This is a genomic window from Curtobacterium sp. MCPF17_050 (assembly GCF_003224435.2).
Classification (GTDB): Bacteria; Actinomycetota; Actinomycetes; order Actinomycetales; family Microbacteriaceae; genus Curtobacterium.
The window spans coordinates 1668276-1683920 of sequence record NZ_CP126250.1 but is presented as its reverse complement, the minus strand read 5'-3'; the positions used below and the strand labels follow the sequence as shown (position 1 = coordinate 1683920).

General features: G+C 70.8%; 15 protein-coding genes. 4 read left to right on the top strand and 11 right to left on the bottom strand.

Features of this window, described 5'->3' with window-relative positions; genetic code table 11:
- Positions 1–11: 11 nt before the first annotated feature.
- Positions 12–971 carry a phosphodiesterase gene (locus tag DEJ34_RS08030; protein ID WP_110824946.1) on the top strand — a complete coding sequence of 320 codons (960 nt, stop codon included), beginning with the start codon at positions 12–14 and terminating at the stop codon, positions 969–971.
- Positions 972–1110: 139 nt separating this feature from the next.
- Here DEJ34_RS08030 and DEJ34_RS08025 read toward each other — a convergent pair whose 3' ends face one another.
- The 3 genes from DEJ34_RS08025 to DEJ34_RS08015 form a co-directional block, all read right to left on the bottom strand.
- Entirely contained in the window at positions 1111–2664 is a 1554-nt protein-coding gene (locus DEJ34_RS08025; RefSeq protein ID WP_110825203.1) for a stealth family protein, read from the bottom strand.
- Positions 2665–2780: 116 nt separating this feature from the next.
- Complete coding sequence (locus DEJ34_RS08020; RefSeq protein ID WP_181420566.1) at positions 2781–3236, bottom strand: DUF6804 family protein; 456 nt, start codon at positions 3234–3236, stop codon at positions 2781–2783.
- A gap of 25 nt (positions 3237–3261) precedes the next feature.
- Positions 3262–4794: an SDR family oxidoreductase gene (locus DEJ34_RS08015; protein WP_110824945.1), complete on the bottom strand. Its 1533-nt coding sequence runs from the start codon at positions 4792–4794 to the stop codon at positions 3262–3264.
- 42 nt (positions 4795–4836) lie between these two features.
- Between DEJ34_RS08015 and deoC the strand changes: the two genes are divergently transcribed.
- The 3 genes from deoC to DEJ34_RS08000 all read left to right on the top strand — a co-directional run bounded on the left by deoC (position 4837) and on the right by DEJ34_RS08000 (position 7278).
- Positions 4837–5568, top strand: coding sequence for a deoxyribose-phosphate aldolase (deoC, locus tag DEJ34_RS08010; RefSeq protein WP_110900240.1), 732 nt, complete (start codon positions 4837–4839; stop codon positions 5566–5568).
- A 146-nt stretch (positions 5569–5714) separates the two neighbouring features.
- A complete protein-coding gene (locus tag DEJ34_RS08005) occupies positions 5715–6668 on the top strand; it encodes an ROK family protein (protein WP_110900241.1) in 954 nt (317 codons plus the stop codon).
- A 55-nt stretch (positions 6669–6723) separates the two neighbouring features.
- On the top strand, positions 6724–7278 hold the full coding sequence (locus DEJ34_RS08000; RefSeq protein ID WP_181420567.1) for a type IV toxin-antitoxin system AbiEi family antitoxin: 555 nt from the start codon (positions 6724–6726) through the stop codon (positions 7276–7278).
- A gap of 32 nt (positions 7279–7310) precedes the next feature.
- Here the strand turns inward: DEJ34_RS08000 and DEJ34_RS07995 are convergent, their stop codons facing one another.
- The 8 genes from DEJ34_RS07995 to ruvC form a co-directional block, all read right to left on the bottom strand.
- Positions 7311–9665, bottom strand: coding sequence for a RelA/SpoT family protein (locus DEJ34_RS07995; RefSeq protein ID WP_258368227.1), 2355 nt, complete (start codon positions 9663–9665; stop codon positions 7311–7313).
- 45 nt (positions 9666–9710) lie between these two features.
- Positions 9711–10070, bottom strand: coding sequence for a rhodanese-like domain-containing protein (locus DEJ34_RS07990; protein ID WP_110824942.1), 360 nt, complete (start codon positions 10068–10070; stop codon positions 9711–9713).
- Complete coding sequence (gene secF, locus DEJ34_RS07985; RefSeq protein ID WP_110900243.1) at positions 10070–11068, bottom strand: protein translocase subunit SecF; 999 nt, start codon at positions 11066–11068, stop codon at positions 10070–10072. The genes DEJ34_RS07990 and secF overlap by 1 nt, the downstream gene beginning before the upstream one ends.
- The gene (gene secD, locus DEJ34_RS07980; protein ID WP_110889812.1) at positions 11068–12813 is read right to left on the bottom strand and encodes a protein translocase subunit SecD; all 1746 of its coding nucleotides are present in this window, start codon (positions 12811–12813) and stop codon (positions 11068–11070) included. The genes secF and secD overlap by 1 nt, the downstream gene beginning before the upstream one ends.
- 93 nt (positions 12814–12906) lie before the next feature.
- Positions 12907–13293, bottom strand: coding sequence for a preprotein translocase subunit YajC (locus DEJ34_RS07975; protein ID WP_110824939.1), 387 nt, complete (start codon positions 13291–13293; stop codon positions 12907–12909).
- A 67-nt stretch (positions 13294–13360) separates the two neighbouring features.
- Positions 13361–14398, bottom strand: coding sequence for a Holliday junction branch migration DNA helicase RuvB (gene ruvB, locus DEJ34_RS07970; RefSeq protein WP_110824938.1), 1038 nt, complete (start codon positions 14396–14398; stop codon positions 13361–13363).
- Positions 14395–15015, bottom strand: a complete 621-nt coding sequence (ruvA, locus tag DEJ34_RS07965) for a Holliday junction branch migration protein RuvA (RefSeq protein WP_110889811.1) — start codon at positions 15013–15015, stop codon at positions 14395–14397. Before ruvA ends, ruvB begins: the two co-directional genes overlap by 4 nt.
- The gene (gene ruvC, locus DEJ34_RS07960) at positions 15012–15644 is read right to left on the bottom strand and encodes a crossover junction endodeoxyribonuclease RuvC (RefSeq protein ID WP_110824936.1); all 633 of its coding nucleotides are present in this window, start codon (positions 15642–15644) and stop codon (positions 15012–15014) included. Before ruvC ends, ruvA begins: the two co-directional genes overlap by 4 nt.
- Position 15645: the final 1 nt, after the last annotated feature.

The following is a 15645-nucleotide window of genomic DNA, read 5'->3' as shown; positions in this document are numbered from 1 at the left end:
GAAGAGACCCGATGGACGCCCGGACGGCCGAACACCCCAGGCCGAACCACTTCCTGCTCCACCTCAGCGACACCCACCTCCTCGCCGGCGACGGTCCCCTGTACGGGGCGGTCGACTCGGCGGAACGTCTCGGTCAGATCATCGCCGAGATCGAGGCGTCAGGTGCCCGACCCGAAGCGATCGTCGTCACCGGCGACGTCGCCGACAAGGGCGAACCCGGCGCGTACACCCGTGTCCGCGCGATCATCGAGCCCGCTGCAGAACGCATCGGTGCCCAGGTGATCTGGGCGATGGGCAACCACGACGAGCGCGGTGCGTTCCGCCAAGAGCTCTTCGGGCTCCAGCCGACCGACCGTCCCGTCGACTTCGTCTACGACGTCAACGGACTCCGCGTCATCACGCTCGACACGAGCGTGCCGGGCCACCACCACGGCGAGGTCTCCCCCGAGCAGCTGGACTGGCTGGCCGAGGTCCTGTCCGAGCCCGCGCCGCACGGCACGATCCTCGCGATGCACCACCCGCCCGTCCCGAGCGTGCAGGACCTGACCGTCCTCGTCGAGCTCCGCGACCAGGCGGCCCTCGCCGAGGTGGTCGAGGGGAGCGACGTCATCTCGATCATCGCCGGGCACCTGCACTACTCGACCAGCGCCGTGTTCGCCGGGATCCCCGTCTCGGTGGCCAGCGCCACGTGCTACACGCAGGACCTCAACGAGTTCCAGCGTGGTACCCGCGGGCGTGACGGCGCGCAGTCGTTCAACCTGATGCACGTGTACGGCAACCAGGTCGTCCACTCCGTGGTCCCCATCGGGACGTACGCCACGGTCGGTGAGCCGGTCTCCTCTGTCGAGACGGAAGCGCGTCTCGCCGCAGCCGGCGTCGTGATCCCCCCGGCGGTCGAACCGGCCCCTGTCACCGCGTCGATGCCGGTCTTCACCCTCGACACGATCCCGGTCTCGCCCATCCGGCGCTGACCCATGGAAGGACGGGAGGCGCGGTGCCGAGCGGCACCGGGCCTCCCGTCCGCCGTTCGGCGGGGATCAAGCTCGGGGGCGGCACGCCTCGGGCGTCATGCCTCGGGTCGTCATGCCTCGGGCGTCATGCCTCGGGCCGTCACGCCTCGGGACGCTCCCAGGGTGCCGGGAACGGGAAGTAGCGCTCGAGGAAGTCGGTCACCCGGGTGGTGCGTTCCTCGTCGCTGACCTCCGGGAAGCTGCCGTCGTTCAGGCAGAAGAAGTCAACGTTGCGCTTCTTGAGCAGTTCGTCCAGCGTCCGGAGCCCGGCCTGCATCGTCGTGTCGATGTAGCTGACGGAGGCGTTCTCCTGGATGATCGCGCGCCCGGTGAGGAGTGCGTAGTAGTGGTACAGCGAGTTCGTGACGGAGATGTTGTCCGCCGCACGGAACCGCGAACCCGCGGTCGCGGCGAACTCGTCGGCGAACTCGTGCTCCATCTCGGTCATGATGCTCTTCCGCAGCGGGGTGGCCGCGTGCTCGAGGTGTCGCGTCGTCACGGCGCCAAAGCGCTGCTGCAGGAGCCGCCGGTTCACACGGGCCGAGTTCTCGAACCCGCTCCGCGCGGCGTTGTTCACGCCGAGGCCGATCCGGGTGTCGGCGAGGATGAACTTCGTGACCGAGCCCGGACTGAAGAACACCGACGGGTCGATGAGCCGACCGAAGAACATGTCGTCGTTCGAGTAGATGAAGTGCTCGCTGAGCCCCGGGATGTGGTGCAGCTGTGACTCGACGGCCTGCGAGTTGTGCGTCGGCAGGACAGACGGGTCGGCGAAGAACTCCTCGCTGCGGACGATGCGGACCTTCGGGTGGTCGGCGAGCCACGAGGGCGCCGGTGAGTCCGTCGCGATGTAGATGGTGCGGATCCACGGCGCGAAGATGTGCACCGACCGGAGCGCGTACTTCAGCTCGTTGATCTGTCGGAACCGGGCCGGGGCGTCGTCGCCCTCTCCCAGCACGGCGTCCGCCTGTGCGGCCTGGCGGGCACGCTGGTACTCGATGGCGTTGCCGTCCACCCACGAGAAGACGATGTCGATCGGGAACCGGATGTCCGACACGTGGTCGTCGAACATGTGCTCGACCGTGCTCCAGGACCGGCCGTACCGGTCGATGTCGACGAGGACGAACTCCTCGATCGGCAGGCTGCGGCGCATCAGGGCGTTCTCGACCGGCGCGAGGACCTCGGTCTCGGTGACCCGCCAGAACTCGAGCTGCACGCTCGTCTCCGCGCCGTAGCGGAGCCGGCCCATGGGCTCGAGCCGGGGACGGAACACGCGGAGCACCGGTTCGTCCACCGACCCGAAGCCGTCGTCGAGGACGAGCACGGCGGGCTTGCCCGGCGGCTTGGCGTAGAAGGGCTCTCCCGCGCCGGCGGCCATGACGGCGCTCTCGGCGCGCTGGCGGTCCCGCTCGTCGACGGCGATCACCGGGCGCTGGTCGTTCCCGCGGATGAGCAGGTGGTCGACGTCGCCGGCCGTGAGTGCGTCGTCGAGGAACAGGAGGTCCTCGATCATCGACTGCTGCGGTGTCAGGTGCCCGTTGATGAGCGTCAGCCGCCCCTTGCGGAGCACGACGTCGGGTCGGTCGAGACCGCCGGAGGACGGTCGAGGGGTCAGCAGAGGACTCTCGGTCACCGGCTCGGTCTCGTCGCTCATCCACGCCTTCCAGGTCGCACTGCCGTGCTCCGTGCACGGCACCGCCGATCCTACCGTCCGCGCCGCCGGTCGGCCCGCGCGCGCCGGACGCGCCGACGGAGGGGCGACCGGGAGGCTCACTCCGCCGGGCGCGGGACCTTCACGGCGATGCCGACGACGATGAAGAGCGCAGCGGCCACGAGTTGGAGGCCCGCCCACAGCTCACCTGGCAGCGGCAGCGTGACGACGGGGTTCCAGCAGACCGCCACGGCGGCGGTGAGGACCGCCGCCCACCAGACGCGGCCGCGGACGGCGAAGACGAGCACGATGAGCGCGAGCACGGTGACGCCCCAACGGGCGAAGACGAACGCGGACGAGTCGATGAAGGCGACGCAGGCGAGCAGCACGACGGCGGCGAGCAACGAGGGCGCCAGAGCCGGCCGGGTGAACGCCGGCAGTCCGTCCTCCCCGCGCCCGGAGGCGGACGAGGCCCGAGCGTCGCGTGCACCGGCCGCCCGCGCCACGGGCTGGGGACGGGCCGACCCGTGCTGCTGCGACGAACCGATGGGTGGTCGTCCCCTGCGTGCCGTCATCGTCCTCGTACCGTGCCGTCGTCGGTCATGCCGTCTCCTCGTGCGCGGGCTGCGCGACGTCATCCTGGTACGTGGAGTTGCGCTGCGTCGAATCGGTGCGGTGCGCCTCCCGTTCGGCCCGGGCGGTGATCCGCTCGACCATGCCCGGGAAGATGACGCCGTGGAAGGGCAGGATCCCGTACCAGTACAGCCGTCCGGCCAGGCCCTGCGGGAAGTAGATCGCGCGCTGGTGGTAGTCGCTGCCGCCGTCGTCCGCGGGCGTGACGGTCATCTCGAGCCAGGCGCGACCGGGCGACTTGAACTCGGCGCGGAGCCGGAGGTACCGGCCGCGGACCAGCCGTTCGACCCGCCACCAGTCGAGCGCGTCGCCCTGCTCCAGGCGTTTCGGGTCGCGGCGGCCGCGGTTCAGCCCGACGCCACCGGCGATCTTGTCGAGCCACCCACGGGCGACCCAGGCCAGGGGGAACGAGTACCAGCCGTTCTCGCCGCCGATCGACTCGACGACGCTCCACACGGCCTCGGGCGGTGCGGACGAGTGCCGCTTGCGGTCGTCGACGTAGACCGTGTGGCCGGCCCAGTCGGGGTCGCTCGGCAGCGGGTCGGCAGAGCCGCTGGACAGGGTCGCGTTGCGCCAGCTCGTCTCGACCTCGCCGGACCGCATCTTCGCGAGGGCGAGCCGGACCGCGCGCCGGTAGGACGTGAGGCCGCCCTCGGGCTGCGGGACGACGTCGTCGATGTCGTGCTCACGTTGCACGCACTCGAACTGCAGCGACTCGATGATCGGGGTCGCGAGCTTGCGCGGGATCGGCGTGACGACGTTGAACCAGTGCGCTGCCAGGCGGGGCGTCAGCACGGGCAGGACGGAGATCGGACGCTGCGGCAGCTTCGCCTCGACCGCGTACCCGTTGAGCATCTGGCCGTACCGGAGCACGTCCGGCCCGCCGATGTCGAAGGTGCGGTTGACGTCGGCGGGGATCGTCAGGGCCTCGACCAGGTAGTACAGGACGTCGCGGACGGCGATCGGCTGGATCCGGTTCCGGACCCACCGCGGCGCCGGCATCCACGGCAGGACGTCGGTGAGGTGCCGGATCATCTCGAACGAGGTGCTCCCGCTGCCGATGACGACGCCGGCCTGCAGCGCGACCGTCGGCACGCCGGAGCCGAGGAGGACGTCCCCGACCTCCTTCCGGCTGCGCAGGTGCTTGCTGAGCTCGCCGTCCGGGTGCAGGCCGCCCAGGTAGACGAACCGCTGCACCCCTGACTCGTGGGCCACGCGCGCCATCGTCCGGGCGGCGTCGCGCTCGGCCTGCTCGAAGTCGCCGTCGGCGCCCATGGCGTGCGCGAGGTAGTACACGGCCTCGATCCCGTCCACCGCCGACCGGACGGCGTCGGCGTCCTGCAGGTCCCCCTCGGACACCTCCACCCGGTCGTTCCACGGGACGTCCTGCAGCTTCTGCGGGTTGCGGACGAGGACCCGGACGTCGTGTCCGGCGTCGAGGAGTCTGGGGACCAGTCGGCCACCGATGTACCCGGTGGCCCCGGTGACGAGGACGCGCATGGCCGGAACGGTACGCCGTGCGCCTGCCAGTAGGCTTGCCGGGTGGACAACGCATCGTTCCCCGTCACCGCCGAGGCCGTCCGTCGGCTCATCGACCACGCCATCCTCAAGCCGGAGCTGGACCGCGCAGCCGTCGACGCACAGCTCGACGAGGCCGCCACGTACCGCGTGTTCAGCGTGTGCGTCCGTCCGAGCGACGTCCGCCACGCGGTCGAGCGCCTCCAGGGCACCGGGGTCGGCGTCGGCACCGTGATCGGCTTCCCGCACGGCACCACGACGACCGCCACGAAGGTCGCCGAGTCGCTGCAGGCCCTGGCGGACGGCGCCTTCGAACTCGACATGGTCCAGGACATCGGCGCCGCGAAGTCCGGCGACTGGGAGCGGGTCGAGCGGGACGTCCGCGCGGTGGTCGAGGCAGCCGGCGACACGGTGGTGAAGGTCATCCTCGAGACGGCCTACCTCACCGAGGACGAGATCGTCGCCGCCAGCCGCGCTGCGGTCGCCGGCGGAGCGTCGTTCGTGAAGACCTCGACGGGCTTCGCCGGTGGCGGTGCCACGGCCGAGCACATCCGCCTCATGCGCGAGACCGTCGGCGCCGACACCGGCGTCAAGGCCTCGGGCGGCGTCCGCGGACTCGACACCCTGCTCGAGATGGTCCGCGCCGGCGCCGACCGGATCGGCACGAGCGCCTCGGCACGCATCCTCGACGAGGTCGCACACCGCGTCGCGACCGGCTCCTCCTCCGACCGCGGCGACGACACCTCGTCCTACTGACGGCCGTCGGCCCCCGTGGGGGCCGCGGCTCCGGGGCTCCGTCCCCTGACCTCCCATCCGATCCCCTCCCCGGGTCGGCTGCGCCGGACGCGACGTCAGCGTCGCGGACCGCTGCCGGGCCTCCCGACCGCCACACCGGAGTGCGCATGTCCAGCACCACGTCCTCGTCCCTCGCCCTCGCCCTCGCCGTCGACCTCGGCGGCACCAAGGTCGAAGCCGCGCTCGTCACCGACCAGGGCGTCGTCCTGCCGGGCACGCGACACCGCAGCCCGACCGGGCCCGGACGGACCTCGGACGAGCTGCAGGCCGCGGTCGACGAGGTCGTGGTCGCCGCGCTCGCGGCGCTCCCCACCGACGCGACCCTGGTCGGCGTCGGCATCGGGTCGGCCGGACCGGTCGACGAGGTGAACGGGCTCGTGTCACCGCTCAACATGCCGGTCTGGCGCGGGTACCCGCTCCGCGACCGCGTCGCGGTCCACGTGCCGGACGACGTGCCGGTGACCCTCCGCATGGACGGGCTGGCGATCACGCTCGCCGAGCACTGGGTCGGGGCGGCACAGGGCTCCGACCACGTGATGGGCATGATCGTGTCCACCGGCGTCGGCGGCGGCCTCATCCTGCACGGACGCACCGTCAGCGGCCCCACCGGCAACGCCGGGCACATCGGCCACGTCGAGTGCGGCGGCTACGACGACCCGTGCGCGTGCGGCGGCACCGGCTGCCTGGAGGCCGTGGCCAGCGGACCGAAGACCGTCGCATGGGCGCGACGGCAGGGCTTCACCGGGACGACCGGCGAGGAGCTCTCCGCCGCCTACGCCGCCGGCGACGAGGTCGCGGTGGCCGCGGTGCAGCGGAGCGGACGAGCCCTCGGGCAGGCGATCGCCGCGGCGACGAGCCTGGTCGACCTCGAGGTCGTGGCCATCGGCGGCGGGTTCTCGCACGTCTCCCCCGACCTGTTCGAGTACGCACGACAGGCCGTCGCCGAGCGGGTCGAGTTCCCGTTCGTGACGAAGGTCCGGATCGTCCCCACCGGCCTGTCCCAGGACGGTCCCCTCATCGGAGCGGCCGCCCTCGTGCACCGCGCCGACGTCCTGCGCTGACCCTCCTTCTCCACACCGTCGGCGTCGGGGTGGCGTGATCGGGCATCATCTCCGTGTGCCCTCCTCCCGCCTCGTCACGACCGACGACTGGCCGGCGGCCGAGGCACGTGCCGCGGTCCTCGCCGGCGAACTCGTCCCGGTGGGCGCGTGCTGGGCGTCCGTCGCCGAACCGCAGGACACGGCGCTCCGGGCGGCGTCCTACGCGTGGTCCGTCGCCGGTGCGCAGTTCGTGGCAGCGGGGCGGAGCGCGGCGTGGATCTGGGGCGCGTGTTCCCGTCCGCCGCTCCCCCACGACAGTTGTGTGCCGGCCGGTGAACGGTCCCGCCGCCGCGGGGCCTGGGCCGGTGTCCGTGAGATCGCACTCCGCCCGGAGGACGTCGTGCTGCGGGCGGGGGTGCGTGTCCTCAGCCCCGACGCGACGGCGCTCGACCTGCTGCGCGACCGACGCGGCTTCGGGGCGGCGGAGGCCGAGGCGCTGCGCGGTCTGGTGCTGACCGCACTCGTCGATCCGCCTCGCCTCGCGGCACTGCTCACGGCGTCCGAGCGGCTGCCGATGGGTCGCCAGGCGCAACGCCGCTTCCGCGACGCCGGGATCAGCCTGCTGCCCTGACCCGGGCCCGGGTTCCGCTGAGCCGACCCGGCTCAGCCCGCGCTGACGCGGTAGACGTCGTACACGGCGTCGATGCGGCGCACCGCGTTGAGCACGCGGTCCAGGTGCGTCGTGTCACCCATCTCGAAGACGAAGCGGGACAGGGCGAGCCGGTCGGACGATGTCGACACCGTGGCGGACAGGATGTTCACGTGGTGGTCCGTCAGCACGCGGGTCACGTCACTGAGCAGGCCGGAACGGTCGAGCGCCTCGATCTGGATCTGCACGAGGAACACCGACTTGGACGACGGGGCCCACTCGACCTCGATCATCCGGTCGGGCTCGTTCATGAGGGACTTCACGTTCGTGCACGACGCCTGGTGCACCGAGACGCCCTGACCGCGGGTGATGAACCCGACGATCTGGTCGCCCGGCACCGGCGTGCAGCACTTCGCGAGCTTCACGAGGATGTCCGGCGCCCCGCGGACGAGCACGCCGCTGTCGCTGTTCCGCAGCTGGCGGCTCGTCACGTGCCGCGGGAACGCGAGTTCTGGCTCGTCCGTCTCGGTCTCGTTCTGGATGCTGCCGAGCGCCTTCTCGATCACCGACTGGCTCGAGACGTGCCCCTCGCCGACGGCCGCGTACAGCGCCGAGACGTCGTCGTACCGCATCGCCGATGCCACCTCGGAGATGGTGTCCTGGCTCATGATGCGCTGGAGCGGCAGGTTCTGCTTGCGCATCGCCCGGGCGATCGCGTCACGGCCCTGTTCGACCGCCTCTTCCCGGCGCTCCTTGGTGAACCACTGCTTGATCTTGTTCCGGGCCCGGGGGCTCCGGACGAAGGTGAGCCAGCCCTGGCTGGGGCCGGAGTCCGGGTTCTTCGAGGTGAAGATCTCCACGACGTCCCCGCTGGACAGCTGACTCTCGAGCGGGACGAGCCGGCCGTTGACCTTGGCACCCATCGTGCGGTGCCCGATCTCGGTGTGGACGGCGTAGGCGAAGTCGACCGGGGTCGCGCCGGCCGGCAGGCCGATCACCTTGCCCTGCGGTGTGAAGACGTAGGTCTCCTTGGCACCGATCTCGTAGCGCAGGGAGTCGAGGAACTCCGCCGGGTCGCTCGTCTCCGCCTGCCAGTCGGTGATGTGGGCGAGCCACGCCATGTCCTGGTCGGACTGTGACGTGCTCTCGGCATCACGACCGGTGACGCGCTGCTTGTACTTCCAGTGCGCGGCGACGCCGAACTCGGCACGCTGGTGCATCTCGTGCGTGCGGATCTGGATCTCGACCGCACGTCCCTGCGGCCCGAGCACCGTGGTGTGCAGCGACTGGTACAGGTTGAACTTCGGCGTCGCGATGTAGTCCTTGAAGCGGCCGGGCAGCGGCGTCCACCGCGCGTGCACGGCACCGAGCATGGCGTAGCAGTCGCGCACGGTCGGGACGAGCACGCGGATCCCGACCAGGTCGTAGATCTCGTCGAACTCGCGGCCGCGCACGATCATCTTCTGGTAGATCGAGTAGTACTGCTTCGGGCGGCCCATCACGTCGCCGCGGACCTTCGCGGCCTTGAGGTCCTTCTTGAGCGTCGCCGTGACGTTCTGCACGAACTGCTCGCGCTTCGGCTGTCGTTCCTTGACCAGACTGTCGATCTCGACGTAGAGCTTCGGGTGCAGCACCGCGAACGACAGGTCCTCGAGCTCCAGCTTGATCATCTGGATGCCGAGGCGGTGCGCGAGCGGCGCGTAGATCTCGAGGGTCTCCTTGGCCTTCCGCGTGGCGGAGGCCGACTCCACGAAGCCCCAGGTGCGGGCGTTGTGCAGGCGGTCGGCGAGCTTGATGACCAGGACACGGATGTCCTTCGACATGGCGATGACCATCTTGCGGACGGTCTCTGCCTGCGCGCTGTCGCCGTACTTGACCTTGTCGAGCTTCGTGACGCCGTCGACGAGCATCGCGATCTCGTCACCGAAGTCCTCGCGCAGCTGGTCGAGCTGGTAGTCCGTGTCCTCGACGGTGTCGTGCAGGAGCGCTGCGGCGATCGTGATCGTGCCGATGCCCAGGTCGGCGAGGATCTGCGCGACCGCGACCGGGTGTGTGATGTAGGGCTCGCCGGACTTGCGCTTCTGGCCGTCGTGCGCGCGCTCCGCAACCGAGTACGCCCGCTCGATCAGCGTCGTGTCGGCCTTCGGGTGGTGCGACCGGACGGTGCGGATCAGGGTGTCGACGGCACCGGCCGGCTGTGCGCGGGAGAACAGCCGCGGCAGCAGCGACCGGAGTGACCCGATGTTGCCGGTCGTGTTCGACCCGAGCGGCGGGCTCGACGGGCGCGGAGCGGACCCTGGTCGCGACAGGTCGGACGGCCGGGAAGCAGCACCGGCATCCGGCTGCGAGGACTCACGCGTGTCGGTCATGCTGCGCCTCCCGGGACTCGATCCGACAACACTACGCGCGTCGGATCAGTGCTCGTGACCACGTTCGCCGTCAGCGGCGGGAGTCCGTCCGGGGCGGACCACCGGGGCGCCGGACTGCTCCCACGCCACCATCCCGCCGGCGAGACTGACCGCCGGGACACCGGCGCGCTCGAGCGCGGCGACGACCTGGGCCGAGCGGTACCCGCTGTGGCACACGACGACCGCGGGGTGCTCGTCGTCGGCGGGCACCTCGGCCCACCGCGCCTGCAGCTCCGACATCGGCAGCAGCGTCGCCTGCGGTGCGTGCACCTCGTCCCACTCGGACTGCTCGCGCACGTCGATCAGGGGCGCGCCGTCCTCGATCCGCTGGAGCGCGTCGGCCAGTTCGACCTCCTGCGGGCCCATCAGACGTCCGCCCCGGCCTGCACGGGACGCTGCTTCGCGGCCGCCTGTGCCTTCTTCGCGTCGCTCGCGAGGACCTTGGGCTCGTTCTCGCGGAGGTGCGCGTACATCGGCGCCGCCAGGAAGATCGTCGAGTAGGTGCCGACGATGATGCCGATGAAGAGCGCGAGGGAGATGTCCCGCAGGGTGCCGGCGCCGAGGACGTACGACCCGATGAAGAGGATCGCCGCGACCGGCAGCAGCGCCACGACCGAGGTGTTGATCGACCGGACGAGCGTCTGGTTGATCGCGAGGTTGACGGACTGCTTGAACGTCCGGTGCGACTCGATCGCGGTGTTCTCGCGGACCTTGTCGAAGACCACGACCGTGTCGTAGAGCGAGTAGCCGAGGATCGTCAGGAAGCCGATCACGGCCGCGGGGGTGACCTCGAGACCGACGATGCCGTACACGCCGGCCGTGATGAGCAGGTCGTGGACGAGCGCGGTCATCGCCGCGAGCGACATCTTCCAGGTGCGGAAGTACAGCGCCATGAACACGGCGGCCAAGGCGAGGAAGATCACCAGACCGCGGATGGCCTGCGCCAGGACGTCCGCGCCCCACGTCGCTCCGATGAAGGTCGCGGCGACCTGGGACTCCGGCACGTCGTACGCGGCCGCGAGGTCCGAGGCGATCTCGTCGGTCTGCGCGTTCGTGAGCTGGCCGGTCTGCACGCGGATGCCGTGGGTCCCGAGCTGCGAGACACGCGGTGCCTCGTCCGACACCACGCGCTCGACGGTCTCGGTGGCGATGTTCTGGTCGGTCGACTCGGCGTCCGAGACCGTGAACTCGGAGCCGCCGGTGAACTCGATGCCGAGCTGGTACCCGCCACGGAGCCACGGCACCGCGAGGGAGATCACGATGCAGGCGACCGCGATGAGGTACCACGTCTTCCGCCGTCCCACGAAGTCGTAGGACCGCTTGCCCGTGTAGAGGTCACTGCCGAACTGGCTGAAGCTCGCCATCAGCTGTCCTTCCCGTTGCCGGTGTCGTTGCCCGTGCTGCCGGATGCCTTGCGCTCGGCGATGGTCTGGCGGCGGGCGGCCTCACGCGCACTGCGCTGCCGCTTGCCGTCGACGATGGGTGCGCGGAACTGCGCGCGGCCGCGGTACACCGCGCCGAGGGCGGCCGGATCGAGACCGCTGAACGTGTGCCCCTCACCGAAGAACCGGCTGCGGGCGATGAGCTGCATCATCGGGTGCGTGAACAGCGCCACGACGACGACGTCGATGAGGGTGGTCAGGAGGAGCGTGAACGCGAACCCCTTCACGTCGCTCACCGCGAGCACGTAGAGCGTCACGGCGGCGAGGAAGTTGACCGAGTCGGAGGCGAGGATCGTGCGGAGCGCACGCTTCCAACCGGACTCGACCGCGCTCTCGAGGGCGCGGCCGTCGCGCAGTTCGTCACGGATGCGCTCGAAGTAGACGATGAACGAGTCCGCCGTGATCCCGATCGCGACGATCAGGCCGGCGACACCCGCGAGCGAGAGCCGGTAGTCGACCCGCCAGGACATGATCGCGATGACCAGGTAGGTCAGGGCTGCGGCGACGCCGAGCGACAGGACCGTGACGAACGCCAGCGCCCGGTACTGGATGACCGAGTAGATGATGACCAGCACGAGGCCGATGAGGCCGGCGACGAGACCGCCGACGAGCTGTGCGGTGCCGAGCGTGGCGGAGATGACCTCGTTCGACTGCACCTGGAAGTTGATCGGCAGCGCGCCGTACTTCAGCTGGTCGGCGAGGGTCTTCGACGAGTCCGCGGTGAAGGCGCCGGTGATCTGGGCCTTGCCGTTCGTGATCGCCGCGTTCGTCGACGGTGCCGTGATGACCGTGCCGTCCAGGACGATGGCGAACTGGTTCTGCGGCTGCGCGAGCGAGACGAGGCGGTTCGTGACCGTCGCGAAGTCCTTCGTGCCGGCGCCGTTGAAGGTCAGGTTGACGGCCCACTCGCCCGTCGTCGTGCCCTGCGAGTTCGAGGCGAGGCCGGAGGTGGCGTTGCTGATGTCCGCGCCGGAGACCTCGACCGGGCCGAGGATGTACTTCGCGGTGCCGTCGGCGTCACACGTCACGAGCGGCTCGTCGTCCGGGGCGGCGGTCACGTCGTCCGGGGCGGAGCACTTGTAGTTCGTGTACAGGTCCTGCAGCTTGGGCGTCACCCAGGCCAGGTCACTGCCGTTGGTCGGCTCGGCGCTCGGAGTGGCCTGGAGCGATGCGGGCGGCGAGTACGGCGTCGGGGACGCGGACTGCGAGCCGTCGTCGCCGACGGCGCTGTCCGACGCGGCCTCGGTGTAGAGCACCGGACGGAAGGTCAACTTCGCGGCGGCCTCGATGCGCTGGATGGTCTCCTGGTCGGGCTTGCCGGGGATCGAGACGACGATGTTGTTGGCGCCCTGGGTGTTGATCTCGGACTCCGAGACACCGGTGGCGTCGATGCGCTGGCGGATGATGTTCACCGCCTGCTGCAGCTGCTCCGAGGTGACGGCCGACCCCTCGGTGCTCTGTGCCGCGAGGGTGATCTGGGTCCCGCCCTGCAGGTCGAGCGCGAGCTCCGGGACCCAACTCGCTCCGTCGTACCACTTGTCGGAGGCGTCCTTCGACGTGCTCGCGAGGATCGACGCTGCGGTGTTCAGCCCCGCGAGGATCGCCAGGATGATCACCAACCAGGTGAGCGAGCGGAGCGCCTTCTTGACGGGTGTCGATCGTGCCACCGGTCGTCTCGTCTTTCTGTCGTGAGCCCCGCACGTCGGAACGCACGGGGCCCATGGTGTCGCACCGTCGGGCGGTCCCGACGGCGTCGTCGGTCAGTCTTCGGTCTTGCGCTTCGTGGTGTCGACGTCCTCGACCCGCTCGCCGTAGATCGGCTCGCCGTTCAGCTCGGTGACGTGGTCCGCCGCGGGCTCGGTCGTGGTGGTCGTCTCGACGGCCTCGGGAGTCTCCTCCGGCACGACGCGGGACAGGGTCTGGCGGTGCACCGTGACGACGGTGCCCGGTGCGATCTCGACGTCTGCGGTGACCTTCTCGTCGTCGACGGACACGAGCGTGCCGTAGAGGCCGAACGAGAGCATGACACGGGCACCGGGGACCATCTGGCTGGCGGTCTCCGACTGCTGCTTCTTGCGCTTGCGGCTGCTGTAGAACATGAAGGCCGCGAACGCCACGATGATGATGATGAGGAAGTACTGGTCCATGGGGACCCTCCGGTCGGTCGAGCGGTTTCGGGCGCGAGCAGTCTAGAGCACGCAGATGTCCGGTCCTTCACGCACCGTCGGCGTCGAACAACCCCGGCTGTGCTGCGGCCTGTCCTGGCGTGAGCCCGAAGTGCCGCCAGGCCTGCGGGGTCGCGATGCGGCCGCGCGGGGTCCGCGTGACGAGCCCGATGCGGACGAGGAACGGCTCGACGACCGACTCGATCGTCTCGGACTCCTCGCCGACGGACACCGCGAGCGTGTTGAGCCCGACCGGACCGCCGTCGAAGCGGGTGAGCATCGTTTCGAGCACGGCGCGATCGAGCCGGTCCAGGCCGTACTCGTCGACGTCGTACAGGTCGAGTGCGCCCTGGACCGCGGCCATGCCGTCCCGGGTGCCGTGCACGAGCGCGAAGTCGCGGACCCGTCGCAGCAGACGGTTCGCGATGCGCGGGGTCCCGCGGGAGCGCCCGGCGATCTCCCGCAGGGCGTACCGGTCGAAGTCGAGTTCCAGCAGGTGGGCGGCGCGGATGAGGACCTGCTCGAGCTCGTCACGCTCGTAGAACTCCAGGTGCGCGGTGAAGCCGAAGCGGTCGCGCAGGGGGTTCGGCAGGAGTCCGGCCCGGGTGGTCGCACCGACGAGGGTGAACGGGGCGAGGTCGAGCGGGATGCTCGTCGCACCGGCGCCCTTGCCGACCATGACGTCGATGCGGAAGTCCTCCATCGCGAGGTAGAGCATCTCCTCGGCCGATCGGGCCATCCGGTGGATCTCGTCGATGAACAGCACCTCGCCGGGCATGAGCGACGAGAGGACGGCGGCGAGGTCACCCGCGTGCTGGATCGCCGGGCCGCTCGACATCCGCAGGGGGCGGTTCGACTCGTGCGCCACGATCATCGCGAGCGTCGTCTTGCCGAGTCCGGGCGGTCCGGCCATCAGGATGTGGTCCGGCGTCCGGTCCTGCATGGCAGCGGCCTTGAGGAGCAGGTCCAACTGCCCGCGGACCTTCCGCTGCCCGACGAACTCGTCGAGGGACTTCGGGCGGAGCGCTCCCTCGAACGCGAGCTCCTCGGGCGACTGGGCGTCGGCCGCGGTGATGCCGCCGCTCATCGGCCGGCACCCGCCGGTCGGAGCGTGCCGAGCGCGGCGCGGAGGAGCGCCTGCGTCCCCATCTGGGCGACGCCGGGCTCGTTCGCGACGGCGTCGTCGACGGCCGACCGGGCGGCCTCCTCGCGCCAGCCGAGTCCGACCAGTGCGATGACGACGTCCTCGGAGGCGGGGTGCGCGGCGACCGCACCGGCGGCAGCCGAGGCGGTCGGCGCCTCGAACGCGGCGAGCTTGCCGGCGAGGGCGACGATGATGAGCTTGGCCGTCTTCGGACCGATCCCGGAGACCTTCCGGAACGCGCCGTCGTCGTCGTTCGCGACGGCGTTCGCCACCTGTGCCGCGGTCATCTGCCCGAGGACGCCGAGCGCGGACTTCGGCCCCACGCCGGACACGCTGCGCAGCAGGTCGAACACACGGAGCGCCTCGACCGAGTCGAAACCGAACAGCTCGAAGGCGTCGTCGCGGACGATGAGCGCCGTGCGGACGAACACCTCTGCGCCGTGACGCATGGTCAGGGCGTGCGCCGGCGTGACCGTCACCGCGTACCCGACTCCCCCGACCTCGACCACGGCGGTCGATCCGGCCACGTCGATGCAGGTGCCCCGGAGACTCGCGATCATGCCCCGAGCCTAGGGCGGACCGCGGACGTCCTCGGACCGCCGCTCCGCACGAGCGGGGACGCCGCGCTCCGCCCGGCTGCACCGGCCTGCGCGTCACGCCACGCGCGCTGCGCGGGCGTGAGCGTCTGCGTGCCGGTGCTGACGGCGTCCGGCGAGCCGAGCCTCCAGGCATGGCACACCGCGAGGGCGAGCGCGTCCGCGGCGTCCGCCGGTCTCGGTGCCTCGGCCAGGCCGAGGACCCGCGCGACCATCGCCTGCACCTGCCGCTTGTCCGCGTTGCCGTACCCGGTGATGGCGGCCTTCACCTCGGACGGGGTGTGCAGCCCGACCGGCAGCCCGCGCGCCGCTGCGGCGTGCAGGGCGAGCCCGGACGCCTGCGCGGTCCCCATCACGGTGCGCACGTTCGCCTGGGCGAAGACGCGTTCCACGGCGACGGCGTCCGGCCGGTGCGTGTCGATCTGCTCCGCGATGCCCTCCGCGATCGCGAGCAACCGCAGTTCCAGGGCCATGTCCGCCGGGGTGCGGACGACCGTCACGTGCACGAGGCGGGCGCGCCGGTCCGGCGTGACCTCGACCACGCCGACACCGCACCGGGTGAGCCCGGGGTCCACCCCGAGCACGCGGAGCACG

Excerpts from the sequence above, each read along its gene's own strand:
- DEJ34_RS08015 (WP_110824945.1), bottom strand. The coding sequence starts at position 4,794 with ATGCGCGTCCTCGTCACCGGGGCCACCGGGTACATCGGTGGCCGACTG.
- ruvB (WP_110824938.1), bottom strand. The coding sequence starts at position 14,398 with ATGAGCGGCGGCATCACCGCGGCCGACGCCCAGTCGCCCGAGGAGCTC.
- DEJ34_RS08020 (WP_181420566.1), bottom strand. The coding sequence starts at position 3,236 with ATGACGGCACGCAGGGGACGACCACCCATCGGTTCGTCGCAGCAGCAC.
- secF (WP_110900243.1), bottom strand. The coding sequence starts at position 11,068 with ATGGCGAGCTTCAGCCAGTTCGGCAGTGACCTCTACACGGGCAAGCGG.
- DEJ34_RS07995 (WP_258368227.1), bottom strand. The coding sequence starts at position 9,665 with ATGACCGACACGCGTGAGTCCTCGCAGCCGGATGCCGGTGCTGCTTCC.
- DEJ34_RS08005 (WP_110900241.1), top strand. The coding sequence starts at position 5,715 with ATGTCCAGCACCACGTCCTCGTCCCTCGCCCTCGCCCTCGCCGTCGAC.
- DEJ34_RS07975 (WP_110824939.1), bottom strand. The coding sequence starts at position 13,293 with ATGGACCAGTACTTCCTCATCATCATCATCGTGGCGTTCGCGGCCTTC.
- DEJ34_RS08030 (WP_110824946.1), top strand. The coding sequence starts at position 12 with ATGGACGCCCGGACGGCCGAACACCCCAGGCCGAACCACTTCCTGCTC.
- ruvA (WP_110889811.1), bottom strand. The coding sequence starts at position 15,015 with ATGATCGCGAGTCTCCGGGGCACCTGCATCGACGTGGCCGGATCGACC.
- DEJ34_RS07990 (WP_110824942.1), bottom strand. The coding sequence starts at position 10,070 with ATGGGCCCGCAGGAGGTCGAACTGGCCGACGCGCTCCAGCGGATCGAG.
- DEJ34_RS08025 (WP_110825203.1), bottom strand. The coding sequence starts at position 2,664 with ATGAGCGACGAGACCGAGCCGGTGACCGAGAGTCCTCTGCTGACCCCT.